At 41.0% G+C, this 12,747-nt stretch carries 13 protein-coding genes and 1 pseudogene; 3 read left to right on the top strand and 11 right to left on the bottom strand.

Translation table 11 applies throughout. The features are described 5' to 3' along the window. Positions 1–18: 18 nt before the first annotated feature. Positions 19–918: an NUDIX domain-containing protein gene (locus D7V32_RS09230; protein WP_120402595.1), complete on the bottom strand. Its 900-nt coding sequence runs from the start codon at positions 916–918 to the stop codon at positions 19–21. Positions 919–1,062: 144 nt separating this feature from the next. Between D7V32_RS09230 and hemP the strand changes: the two genes are divergently transcribed. Then, entirely contained in the window at positions 1,063–1,233 is a 171-nt protein-coding gene (gene hemP / locus D7V32_RS09225; RefSeq protein WP_117007763.1) for a hemin uptake protein HemP, read from the top strand. Positions 1,234–1,327: 94 nt separating this feature from the next. On the opposite strand, the gene D7V32_RS09220 is transcribed toward hemP, so the two are convergent. From D7V32_RS09220 to D7V32_RS09205, 4 genes are all read right to left on the bottom strand, one after another. Further along, on the bottom strand, positions 1,328–2,662 hold the full coding sequence (locus tag D7V32_RS09220; protein ID WP_120402594.1) for a sensor histidine kinase: 1,335 nt from the start codon (positions 2,660–2,662) through the stop codon (positions 1,328–1,330). Then, positions 2,659–3,321 carry a response regulator transcription factor gene (locus tag D7V32_RS09215; RefSeq protein WP_120402593.1) on the bottom strand — a complete coding sequence of 221 codons (663 nt, stop codon included), beginning with the start codon at positions 3,319–3,321 and terminating at the stop codon, positions 2,659–2,661. The genes D7V32_RS09220 and D7V32_RS09215 overlap by 4 nt, the downstream gene beginning before the upstream one ends. A 101-nt stretch (positions 3,322–3,422) precedes the next feature. Further along, positions 3,423–3,803, bottom strand: a complete 381-nt coding sequence (locus D7V32_RS09210; RefSeq protein WP_120402652.1) for a NirD/YgiW/YdeI family stress tolerance protein — start codon at positions 3,801–3,803, stop codon at positions 3,423–3,425. 91 nt (positions 3,804–3,894) lie between these two features. Further along, positions 3,895–5,652, bottom strand: coding sequence for a GspE/PulE family protein (locus D7V32_RS09205; protein ID WP_120402592.1), 1,758 nt, complete (start codon positions 5,650–5,652; stop codon positions 3,895–3,897). Positions 5,653–5,848: 196 nt separating this feature from the next. Between D7V32_RS09205 and D7V32_RS09200 the strand changes: the two genes are divergently transcribed. Beyond that, positions 5,849–6,823 (top strand): hypothetical protein, encoded by a 975-nt coding sequence (locus D7V32_RS09200; protein WP_120402591.1) that lies wholly within the window; start codon positions 5,849–5,851, stop codon positions 6,821–6,823. Positions 6,824–6,861: 38 nt separating this feature from the next. Here the strand turns inward: D7V32_RS09200 and tsaA are convergent, their stop codons facing one another. After that, positions 6,862–7,569, bottom strand: a complete 708-nt coding sequence (gene tsaA, locus D7V32_RS09195; protein ID WP_120402590.1) for a tRNA (N6-threonylcarbamoyladenosine(37)-N6)-methyltransferase TrmO — start codon at positions 7,567–7,569, stop codon at positions 6,862–6,864. Between the two features lie 106 nt (positions 7,570–7,675). Here tsaA and D7V32_RS09190 point away from each other — a divergent pair, with 106 nt between their 5' ends. Continuing rightward, complete coding sequence (locus tag D7V32_RS09190; RefSeq protein WP_120402589.1) at positions 7,676–8,455, top strand: ferredoxin--NADP reductase; 780 nt, start codon at positions 7,676–7,678, stop codon at positions 8,453–8,455. A 195-nt stretch (positions 8,456–8,650) separates the two neighbouring features. Here the strand turns inward: D7V32_RS09190 and D7V32_RS09185 are convergent, their stop codons facing one another. From D7V32_RS09185 to D7V32_RS09165, 5 genes and pseudogenes are all read right to left on the bottom strand, one after another. Continuing rightward, a complete protein-coding gene (locus D7V32_RS09185) occupies positions 8,651–10,330 on the bottom strand; it encodes a T6SS phospholipase effector Tle1-like catalytic domain-containing protein (protein ID WP_120402588.1) in 1,680 nt (559 codons plus the stop codon). A gap of 62 nt (positions 10,331–10,392) precedes the next feature. Next, a pseudogene (locus D7V32_RS09180) lies at positions 10,393–10,809 on the bottom strand (hypothetical protein). Next, positions 10,806–11,261, bottom strand: a complete 456-nt coding sequence (locus D7V32_RS09175; protein ID WP_120402587.1) for a hypothetical protein — start codon at positions 11,259–11,261, stop codon at positions 10,806–10,808. The pseudogene D7V32_RS09180 and the gene D7V32_RS09175 overlap by 4 nt, the downstream one beginning before the upstream one ends. A 55-nt stretch (positions 11,262–11,316) precedes the next feature. Continuing rightward, positions 11,317–12,231, bottom strand: a complete 915-nt coding sequence (locus D7V32_RS09170) for a DUF4123 domain-containing protein (RefSeq protein WP_120402586.1) — start codon at positions 12,229–12,231, stop codon at positions 11,317–11,319. Then, positions 12,232–12,747 (bottom strand): DUF2345 domain-containing protein (locus D7V32_RS09165; RefSeq protein WP_147394215.1); only part of this gene is annotated, 516 nt, incomplete at its 5' end. It lies immediately after the preceding gene.

Below are 12,747 nucleotides of genomic sequence, written 5' to 3'. Positions count from 1 at the left end.
TTTCAGTTCTCCCGATCTTTATAAAAAACTTATTCCTGCCAAGCCATAAGCATAATGCTCTTTTGCTTCGAGCATCATATCTGGCTGCATGCCGCCCAAGGCAAATACGGGAATGTCAACTTGCTGAGCAATCTGTGCGAACTTTTTCCAGCCTAGAGCCTCAGCATCAGGATGTGTAGCTGTAGTTAAAACAGGGCTAAGCAGAACGGCATCACAGCCAATTTTCGCAGCATGACGTACACTCTGTTCATCATGGCAAGCCGCAATATAACGCTGCCCCACTTGTAAATCATTACAATTCATCTGCAAAAGCTGCTCTTGCTTTAAATGTACTGCGCCAATATTTTGCTGCTGAATTGTATTCAGCTGTTTCCATAATTCAACATTGATAATCAGCAGCGGCAGCTGCTCCACATTGATTTCTGACAGCGCCATATGGCTTTGCTGCCCTGCATCTGTGCGCCAATACATGAGCTGAGCATCTGAAAGCTGCTGCACCATGGCTAAATCTGCACTGATTTTAATTTGCGGATGCCAATACAGACGTTTCACCATTGCTTTATTTGCTTTTGGAAAATTTAAATCAAGCAACTCAGGACGGCTGTACCACCGCCAAGGCAGCTGAATTTTTTCTAGCAGCTGTTCAGGTACAGCGGCATGAAATAAATGCAAATTTACGATCACATCATCATATTCATGGCGGATAAAATCGAATGGATACCATTGATCCAGCAAAATACCGACTTCCTCATGCACTTCACGGCGGCAGGCTTGCTCAGGTGTTTCGCCATCCTCTACTTTTCCGCCTGGAAACTCATACTTATTGCCTTGATGCTGATTTTCTTCACGCCAGCCCACCAAAACTTTAGCCTGATGAAAAAGAAGGCCGATAGAAATATGCAGATTAGGTTTCGACATAAAAAGTCATTTCCTGTGACTTGAAGTTAATTCAGTGTAACCATCTTTGAGTATTTTATAAATTATTATCATTTGCCGTTGACATGCCTATTCGATAATGATTATCATTTAATTTATTCGATATACACCACGGAGCTTATAACAATGAACGCGCCTTTCAGTCTTTTTACACGTTCTAATGAAACTCATCATGCACTGCCAATGCTGCATTCTAACAACTTATTCGCCTTAGGACGTGAAATCCGCATCATGCATGCAGGTGAAGAATACCGTTTACGCCTAACACGCAACAACCGCCTGATTTTGACCAAATAAATAGAATAAACTCATAATAATAAACGTGGAAACAAGCAGCATGAATCAGCGCATGCTGCTTTTTTATTGCGCCACTTTCAGCATTCAAAGTACTCTAAATTTTTATTGTCACTTTTAATCCGCCTAATTCAGATTGAGCAAAAAGCAGTGTGCCGAGGTGCAGCTGAACAATCTTTTTACATATCGAAAGCCCCAAGCCATTACCTCTGACTTGTGTCCCCAATACTCGGTAGAAACGCTCTCCTAAGCGTTCAATCACTTCATCAGTCAAACCCTGCCCAGTATTTTCAATTTGCCAAATAACCTGCTGCTGCTCTGCCCAGCTGCGAATCACAATCTTTCCTTGCGCTTCTGTATAGCGTAAAGCATTGTCAATTAAGTTACGCAAGCAGATCTGAATCAGCTCCTTATTTGCAAACAGCTGGCCAGCGGCAATATCACATTCAAAAGAAATGTTCTTCTCTTCTGCCTGAGATGCGTATTCGTTTCTCAGCTTTAAACTAAGAGCCTGAATATCGACCATTTCCTTTGGCAGCTCAGCAGCATTAGAAGGATCTAGCCGCGCCAGCAAAAGCAAATTTTCCAGCACTTTTGTACCGCGTGTCACATCTTGCTGAATACTGTTCATTTCCTGCGCCAGCTGCGGATGGCCGCTGTATTTTCGCTTTAAAACCTGAAGCCTCAGCTGTATAGCAGATAGCGGAGAACGCAGCTCATGTGAGGCATCCGCAGTAAAACGCTGTTCTGCTGTTAAGGCCTGATCCAGACGCTGCATTAAAGAATTCAGCTGTAAACGAATCGGCTGCAGTTCTGACATTTCAGTTGCTTCCGCGCGAATTGGCGACAAGTCTGCTGCATGTTTTTGTGCAATCTTTTGACTGAACTGATGAATCACTTTAAATTCACGTTTAATTAAAATGTGTAAAAAGCCCCATTGCAAAAACCACAGCAGCAGCAAAATGCCTGAATAGCTCAATAAGCTATTTAAAATAACCTCAAAACGTTCAGACACTGGCTGCAATACATAAACCTGCATATTTTCATCTGCTTCATGCTGCACATAAGCCCGCCATAAATGACCGTTTTGCCACAGAAAACTATAACCGCTGTCTTTAGACTGCAATTGGATAAAATATTGCGCCACATGCTGATCATCATGTTCAGACTGAGCCAGCAGCTGGCCGCCGCTTTTTAACTGATAAGACAAGTCAAAGGACTCACTCAGCTGGTCAACTTGCTTATCGGACTGCTCATGAATATTTGCCGCCAGCAGCATATCCGCCACTTCATCCATCAGCTCATCCTGCACTTGCATGGTTTGCACCACCATCCAACCCAGCAGCAGCGCTAAAGCTAACAGCCCAGCAGCGACAGAGCTCAATAATGAGGTTTTAATCAGCTTGCGCTGCAGGGAAATGGTCTGACTCATGAGGCATCCGCATTCATACGGTAACCTAAGCCGCGGATTGTTTTAATATAATGTGCACCAATTTTTTTACGCAGCTGATACACATATACCTCAACAGCATTGCTTTCAACTTCATCACCCCATGCATACAATGACTCTTCAAGCATTTCACGGCTGACAATGTGATTTGGGTTTTGCATGAGTTTATATAAAATTTGAAACTCTTTGGCTGTAAGGTTCACCAGCTGCTGCTGTACATGCAGTGTCTTCGCCTGTACATCCAGTTCCAACTCTTTAAATTTTAAAATATTGCTGCTGGCTTGCTGTTTTAAACGTAAATGCGCTCTTACTCGGGCAGAAAGCTCTTCCAAGCTGAACGGCTTGACCAAATAATCATTTGCGCCTAAATCCAGCCCTTCTACGCGGTCTTGAATACTGTCTTTGGCCGTGATAAAAATCACGGGTGTCTGCTGCGTTTTACGCAGTTCTTTTAAGATGTCGTCTCCTTCAGCCTTAGGCAAACCCCGGTCTAAAAGCACACAGTCATACTGATGCTGCTGTACAGCCAAAATTGCATGATCGCCTCGCGCCACCCAATCTATGCTGTAGCCATCCATTTCCAGCCAAGCCTTAATGCTTTCAGCTTGAGAAACATCGTCTTCTGCCAGCAATATACGCATATATTTTTCCTGTCTGCTTTAGCTTGACACTAGCATGTCTGCGCCCATAAAAAAACCGCATGCGAACATGCGGTTTATCTCTTGATTTTTTTCAGCCAAACTTAGTATTTCACTTGATCTACATCAATTTCTACACGCTTAGCAGGTTTGTAATCCACATCTACTTCACCAATTAATGTGACAGGTGTCTTAGCAGAAACGGCCTTGCCATGCCATAACTCATCATCAATTTCTACATTGATCGTGCCTGTGCTGTCACGGAATTGATATTTTTCATCACCAACAGCTTTGACCACATAACCTTTCAATTGTACCGCAGTATTATCTTTGGCATTTAAAGCCTGTTTCACTGTGACTGCTGCAGGCGCTGCAATAGCCTGATGATTGACTGCTGCGGCATGATTCGGTGCTGTATTTGCGGCTGCATACACTGCTGCGCCTGCCAAAACTGCTGCTAAAACTGTTTTATTCAATACGTTCATTTTCTTCACCTTAATCAATTGCTTCATTCGATGAGGCTATTAAAACAGCTGAAGATGAGGCGAATCTTAAGAATTAAAATATTCAGTTTTTTTAATTCAGCGGCACAACGCGAAGCACTTCTTCCAATGTTGTTATACCGGCTATAACTTTACGCGCACCGGCAATCCGTAAAGGCTCTACACCTTCTTTACGCGCCTGATGACGCAGCTGTGTCAAGTCCGCATTTGCGCCAACCAGCTGTTTAGCCTCAAGGCTCAGCTGCATAAATTCATAAATACCGACACGGCCTTTATAGCCTGTATTACGGCACTCGTCACAGCCTACTGCATGAAAAACAAAATCGGGCATATCAATATTGTAGTCAAAAGTCAGATGCTTCCACTCTTGATTATTAATAAAGGTTTCCTGCTTGCAATGCGGGCACAGCTTACGCACCAAACGCTGCGCCAATACACCTAAAATGGTCGCGGCTGTTAAAAATGGCTGTACCCCCAAATCATGCAAGCGCGTCAAACTAGACGGCGCATCATTGGTATGCAGCGTAGACAGCACCAAATGGCCTGTTAAAGCAGCTTGAATCGCCATATTCGCGGTATCGTGGTCACGAATTTCCCCCACCATGATAATGTCAGGATCTTGACGCATCAATGCGCGCACACCATCGGCAAAGCCTAGATCGATGCCCGTATTGACCTGCATTTGGTTAAAGCTGGGCTCTAACATTTCAATCGGATCTTCAATGGTACAGACGTTAACTTCTTCTGTTGCCAGCTGTTTTAAAGACGAATACAGCGTGGTGGTTTTACCCGAACCCGTTGGCCCTGTAACTAGAATGATGCCATGACTGTGGCTGGTCAGCTCATTCCACTGCGTTTGCAAACGGCCCTCAAAACCCAGCTGCTGGAAACTCCTCACCAGTACTTCAGGGTCAAAAATACGCATCACCAGCTTTTCACCAAATGCTGTCGGCAAAGTCGATAAACGCAGTTCTGTTTCTTGCCCGCTCGGTGTGCGGGTTTTTAAACGTCCGTCTTGCGGTTTACGCTTTTCAGCCACGTTCATACGGCCCAAAATTTTAATCCGTGAAATCACGGCCGTTAAAGTATTTGCTGGCATATTATAAATGGTGTGCAATACACCATCGATACGAAAACGTACCTTGCCGGTTTCTTTACGCGGCTCAAGATGGATATCGCTGGCGCCTTGTTCAAAGGCAAACTGCAGCACCCAATCTACTAATTTTACAATGTGCTGATCATTGGCATCAGGGTTTTGCGTATCCCCCAATTGCAGTAAAGCTTCTACACCTTTGTTGTCACGGTCATAAGCGGAGGATTTTTGCGAATTGCTCACAGCACGGCTGACTTGGTAATACTCAACCAAATAGCGCTGCAGCTGGTCTGGGCTGAGCAATACTCGCTGAATTTTTCTAGGCAGCACTGTCCGCTCTAAGTTTGCCATCCATTCAGATTTAAAAGGCTGATCCGATGCAATCAGCACACATTCATTTTGTATTTCTACCGCCAAAATACGGTTACGCACCGCAAACTCTTGCGACATGATATTCGTTAAAGCAGCGACATCGGCTTTAAGCGGATCAATGACATAAAAAGGCATTTGACTTTTTTCCGCCAGCCATTGGCAAAGACGGTTAAGCGTCAAAGTTGATTGCGGATGACTCTTATCTTTTAGATTAAAATTTGAAATCCACTGCAATGGATGCCACTTCAGCTGATCACGCTGACGATGCGTGGTTTGTATTAATAACTTATCACGCTCTGTAATACGCCCATCTTTTTCTAATTGGTCTAAGCACCATGAAGTATCAATTTCAAAATTAAAAGTCATTGTTGTATGTTCCCCAAACATTGCACCACTATATCAAATATTCAGAGGCAGATACTTATTACAGGTCAGCTTTTTATGTTTTGTTCAACAATCACTCATCGGAAACTCAACTCTCGCCATTGAGCTCCAATCTATTCGTTTTTATAATATCTTTGCTTTAAAAAAAGTATAAAAATCAAATCCAAGAAGATAAATTATGAAAATCAAATTACTCACAATCAGCACAGCAATTCTCTTAACTTTAACAGCCTGCGGCGGAGGCGGCAGCTCATCCAGCGATAATTCAAATAACAATTCAAGTGAAAACCCATCAGCTCCAACTGCTGCTTTTCAGCAATGGTTTACATTTAACCTTGACAGTTACAGTGCCGAGCTGTCTTTTGACAGCGAAACAACAACCGTTGATAACGGCAAGCTGTACACTGCTGGAGACATTGATACATCCTTTATGGTCACTGCAAACGGATTGTATGACCAAGGCCCTTCACACTCAGCTTATGGCCCGCTTCAAGGCAGCATCAGCATCAACAATAATATTTGGACTTTAAGCCCTTATTCATCAATCAACGCTGCTGGCCTTAATTTTGAAACGACCGTCCAGCTAATCAACCTTGAAGGAGCAAGCCTTGCTTCCAAAATTGATCTGTATAACTATTGGGTATTAAAAAATAATATCGCGGGCAGCATGGATGATATATCTAATCAAGCTCAGCTCTTTTTAACCGCGATGTCTACCGTTAAATTTCCTTCTGGCTCCAAATGCCTGCAAATTACGAAAATCAGCAATTCAGAACAATATCTAGATCTTTACGATTCTCCTAGCAGCAATAGTCAATCCGTTTTAGCGAATTTGTGGAATAGTTTAATCCTAGATCCTGCTGCTAAAAAATACATCATGAAAGATACTATTGCCTATACCCTTAACAATAATTTTGAGTCCGGTATCGCTCAATATAAAAACCGTTTCTATGATGCATATCTTGCTCCAAAAGGCGTTGAATATGATATTCAATCCTTCCTGACAGAATTTGATACTTGGGCGAATCAAGCTCCAACCGCGGCAGAAAAAAACCAATTTTTGGAGTTGAAAACATTAGCCCAAAATTCATGCACAATGTATAACGATGTCGCAATCAATGCAATCAAGCAAAACTTTGCGAATTATAAATAAACCAACGCAATGAAACAGACGCTTTTAAAGTGCCTGTTTCATTCAATATGCAAAATCGTAATCATCAAATCTGCAGCATTAAACTTAATATTCAGACCGCCAAACAATATGCCGTACTCACGCTCATCATCTGTCTGATACGCTGGCCGAGGATCAAGTGATAAAACTTCCTGCAGCTCTAAAATAGTCTGTACATCTAAACTGCGAATTTTCACCAACTGATCGCGCTGCATTGCCGCCTGATCAGACCAAATCACTTTTTTACGTATCGGCTCATCTTGCGCATAACCGCTTCGTGCATCCATCACAGCGTCTGAGTATTGAATATACGGTTTAATATCCAAAATAGGCGTGCCATTCAGTAAATCACTGCCCTGCACATATACACGTACCGACTTACCGACTTTTTCCACTTTTTTCAGCTGTACCGCAGACAAGCCTATAGGCGCTGGACGGTACATGCTGCGCGTAGCAAACACCCCTATTTTTTGATTGCCGCCTAAACGCGGCGGACGCACTTGCGGACGGAACTTTTGAGTCTCTTGGTTTTTATTGTCATGGAACTGCCAAATCAGCCATAAATGACTAAACGCCTCAATACCTTCAAAGGCCAATAAAGTATTGTAGTCTCCGACCATTTCAATATAAGACTCAACCTTCACCAAATTTGGCTGACGCGGTATGCCAAATTTTTCTTGGTAAGGAGAATGCATATAACCAATAATTGGTAAATTCAAGCCAAACATAATCACTTTTTCTGATAAGTTCAATTAAATATATTCAGTTTATCGAGAATGATTTTAGATTAGAATAGCAAGCTGTTCTAATTTGATAATTTTATTGAGACCTTTAATGGCTGCTTTTAACGTCGAAAAGATTACTCACGTCCACCATTGGAATGACACTTTATTCTCTTTTAAAACGACTCGTGACACTGCACTGCGTTTTAAAAACGGTCAATTTGTGATGATCGGCCTTGAAGTAAATGGTAAGCCTTTAATGCGTGCTTATTCTATTGCCAGCGCAAACTACGAAGAAGAACTAGAATTTTTCTCGATTAAAGTGCCAGACGGTCCTTTAACTTCTATTTTGCAGCAAGTAAAAGTCGGCGACGAAATTTTGGTTTCTAAAAAACCTACGGGCACTTTAGTTCTAGACGACTTAAACCCAGGTAAGAACTTATACCTTCTTTCTTCTGGTACTGGCCTTGCTCCATTCCTTTCAGTTATTCGTGACCCAGAAACTTATGAACGTTTTGAAAAAATCATCGTGGTTCACGGTACACGTTTCATTTCTGAATTGGCTTACCAAGACTTGATCGAAAATGAAATTCCAAACCACGAATTCTTTGGCGAATTAGGTGCGAAAGAAAAATTGGTTTACTACCCAACTGTAACGCGTGAAGACTTCCACACTCAAGGCCGCGTAACAACTGCAATTGAATCTGGCCAGCTTTTTGAAAAAATTGGTTTGCCGCGCTTCAACCCTGAAACTGACCGTGCAATGCTTTGCGGTTCACCTGCATTCCTAGATGATGTTGCTGCGCTTCTAGACCAACACGGTCTTAAAGAATCTCCTAAAATGGGCGTTCTAGGCGATTACGTGATTGAACGTGCATTCGTTGAAAAATAATTTGATGTAAATTAAAAAAGCGCATGTCATCATGCGCTTTTTTTGTGCTCTAAACTCAGATGTATAGTGCAATTACCTCTAAAGTTAATAGTAGCTAAAAGTGGAATTTCTCCTAAGCGCTGCACATAAAAAAGAAATATATACAAAAATACGATGAGTTCCTTTACCAATGACTTAGTTTATATTTAGAGCACTTTAATTTAATGCCATATCAGGTACAGTCTCTAATTGCTTCGTAACATCAGGTACAGCATTTTCACGAGCAATTTGCTCACGTACTGGCCCTAATCTCTTATCAACACGCTTACCAACCCAACTCCTTTTAGGTTCATATACAGTACGTTGCCTAAAATAACTAAAAGGTTCTGCATTATAAATAAAGCCATATTTTGAATCGTGAACATAATTTGAGTAAAATTTGATCGTGTTTTCCTTTGCTTCTTTTTCAAAGCTTTCAAGTTCCCAGTCATCAATACCAATATAAAATTCGTAAAGCTTTTGCAGCGGGTAAAACACTCGATACAATTGTTTAAAGCCAGTTACTTGATTACTGTCTGCACTGGTATACGCTCTAGCCTTTTTCACTCGTTCAACTTCAGTCGCCATATCAGCAGGTCCCCACCAGCGTCTGCTTTCAGCACGATTTTTCTGCGCAACGGATTGAGCTATATTTGCATCTGACTTGCCAGCTGCATGCAATGCCTGTTTTTGTCTATGTAATGTTCCATAAGCACTATAGTAAATCTGCATATAGCGCTTCATATCATCTTCAACTTTACCAGTGCTTGCTCCAGCCTCCTTTTGCAAAGCATCCCAACAGGCTTGCGTCTCTGCTTCAATTTTAAATTGCTCAAGAAACAACTTATTTTGCACTTCTTCCAACTTGTCATATGAAAAAATCTTAACACCACTCAATTCAGCTTCATTAGTCATATGTTTTAATGTAATTCGGGCAAAATTATTACTCACATGCTGAGACTTTGGCTCGTAACCGCCGCCGACATCGGAGTGCATGCCGGGGTAAACCACTTCTTTCCAGTTTTTAGGATTGGCCAATACCCCATCCTTCCGGACCAGATCTACCGGGAAGGCAAAACGCTGCTCATTGCCTGCAATCAAATGCAGACAATTTTTTACGCGAGGATCAACCACCATATCCCGCCCAGAGAAAGTCAGTTTATTGGGCAAATTAGTTGCCGGCAGGCCAAAAGAAGCCACCGTATCAAACAAGCCTAAGAACTTGACTTCCAGCGGTATTTTTTCGGCATAGCCTTCCATTTCATATTTCAGCTCTAAATTTTCTGCTTCAGCTTTCCAAATCATTTCATTGGTAAATACACGTGCCAAAGCTGCACCGCGTGAAAAGCCAAATACAGAAAGATTGATTTTTTTGATTAATCGATGCTGATTTAAATTGCTGATAACTTTAGTATTCACTTCATTTTTTCGCTGCATCACATCCTGTTGCAGTTCTGCCTCTAATTTTTCAATCTTTTGTTTGAGAACTTTACTTAAATGCATATTTATCTGTTCTGCACCATACTGCAGTCTTTTACTTCCACCAATACCAGTACTTCCTCCTGTTAAGTCATTGTCTTGCATCCAGCGTACGGATGATTCTAAATGATCGATTTCACCATTAAAAGGCGTACCAACCCCTGATATATAAATCGCATGACTTAACGGCATTTCCAATCCATTTAATTTAGTTGCATAATCACTATACAAATCAGCATTACGCCAAAGTCGAGCTGGATTTGCCCATTTTTTATCAGTTTCATCATTTTTAAAATTATTACCTGTACCATCAAAATAGACCGACAGATGTACTACATCTTCACAGCTTTGCTTGCTTACAGGTGGCTGATTAGACACATCTTGATTATTATTTTTTAATTTTTTCTGAGATCATTAAAGACACAAGAAATTCCTAATAATTATTTTAATTTACTTTCCCAATCTATACCTTTTTTCGTCGGATCCGTAAGGTCATTTGAAGTCGTAATTTCTACGCTATCATCTGGGTATAAATGCACCGCTAAATATCGTTTATTCTTTAAATCTTCTTTGCTTAAATGTACAACATTAATCGCTTTATGTTTACGCGTACTGTTATCCTCACCCTAGGTGATGATTTGTGGACCGAGTATCACAGCAGAACGCATTGTTGCACTGCCGTATCCGCCAGCCACCTCATATCCATTCACTTTAACCATATAAGGCCGATAGCTTGGATCATAGTTGAATGAAGTTGTGGTCAGCACATAGGTTTTATTTGGACCTATACCCATACACCCAGCCAAGCCTAAGGTTAAAGACACAGGCAATAACATCATTTTTGTTAATTTACTCATTTTTTATACTTTTTATTTAATAATTGCTTATTCTGTTCTCTTAAGTGTTTCATCCAATCTAAGCCTTTTTGCGTTGGATCAGGCAAGTCATTCGACGTGGTAATTTCTACGCTATCATCAGGATATAAATGCACTGCTAAATATCGTTTATTTTTTAAATCTTCTTTGGTTAAATTCACAACATTAATCGCTTTATGTTTTCTATCACTATTCCCTTCACCCCAAGTAATATTCTGTTGACCAAGTATCACTCCTGAGCGCTTTGTTGCTCCGCCAAACCCCCCGCCCATTTCTTCTCCATTCATCATAACCATATAAGCTTGATAATTTGGAGCATAGTTAAATGAAGTTGTAGTCAACACATAGGTTTTATTCGGACCAATGCCCATACACCCAGCTAAGCCTAGGGTTAAAGACACAGGTAATAACATCATTTTTGTTAATTTACTCATTTTTTATACTCTTTATTCAGTTCATATTTTAAATCTAAAAATATATGTTTCCACATTACAAAGCTGGGGAGGAATCCTCTAGCATCTCCATGGCTTGATCCATCGTGATTTGTTTTTCTTTAACCTTTAACAGCACTTTTTGTAGCTGCTGATCTATTTCAAAATGTTCTTGATAACCTAATTTTAAACAAATGAAATTTAAAATATCTCGTGTTCCTTGCAAGTGAAAACGTCTTGCTTGTTTAAGTTCAGAAATCACGTATTGATACAAGTCCCAAGCGGTAAAGTTTTCAACCAAAAAATAATTATTCAATTTTAAGTAATAAATTAAATGATCAGGAAATGTCGCTTCGACCATTTTCTCTTCCTGATCCACAGAGAAACACAATGGGTTTTGTGAATCATAACTTTGCTGAAAAGATTGGAGGTTCAACCCTATTATCTGTTGTATTTCACCTAGCCGATCCCAGTACCACCACGTGTGTATTGGCCCTAGTAAAATCTGCTTTTGTTCCTTATCTAATACTTGTTCTTGGATATACAAAGTCTCATCAGCTTGATGTCCAAGCAAGGTCGCTAAGATGATAGGGTCCCAAAATGCCAAAAACATTTCTAAACCGCCATCGAATCTCACATTGGTAAATTGCCTTAAATGCGCATACATTTCCTCAAAATTTAGAGGCGATACAATCAAAGTCATTTTAGGTGTAGATACCACTCTTTTTTGAATGTGAATCCATTCCAAACTGGTTATTTCGTTATTTAACTGTATTAAATGCGGTGATATTTGTGCAGCTTTTTCACCCGCAGCTTCTGTAAGCAGATTACGCTGGGGCAAATGTGCCCATTGGCTTAAAAAGAACTTATCTTGAGCAGCATCTGCAAGAGCATATATACAAAATCCTTCTGCAATATGATCATTTTGAGTGGAAAAAATTCTTTTAATATCATCGTGAATATAATATGACATTTATAAACCATCTCCTTTATTCACAAATGCACCGCGTTGATTCATTCTTCGTGCTAAACACTCCCAACACACATTTTGCGGAAAAAACGGCAATTGCATGTTGACCTGAGCACCAGGAATAAACATATGCTGCCCCGCCTTTACCTCAAACTTTCCAGCCGTTGTGGGCAGCACCCCTGCACTGCTGATTTCGATTTGACTGCCGCCTGCGGTCAGCACTATTTTCTTACTGGCTTTAATTTCCACGGTATCTTCCGTCGAAATAATTTGAATACCTTTTCGGGCAATCAGATCCGCCCCATCTCCTTGGGCTTGGATTTCAACTTTGCCTTTGCCTGCATACGCACGTAAGCCTTCTTGTGCTGCAAATAGACTGATCTTACTTTGTGCATGGGCAATCAAAGATTTTTGGCTGCTAATGTTAATGCTGTCACCTGCGCTTTGACTGATTTGTCCATCTGCTGAAAGATGTACATCTTCATTGCTGCTTATTGCTATGGAGTTAGGTGCAGACAG

Source organism: Acinetobacter tianfuensis (assembly GCF_003611465.1).
Classification (GTDB): Bacteria; Pseudomonadota; Gammaproteobacteria; order Pseudomonadales; family Moraxellaceae; genus Acinetobacter; species Acinetobacter tianfuensis.
The sequence above is the reverse complement of the archived record's forward strand: the minus strand, read 5'-3'. Positions and strand labels throughout refer to the sequence as shown.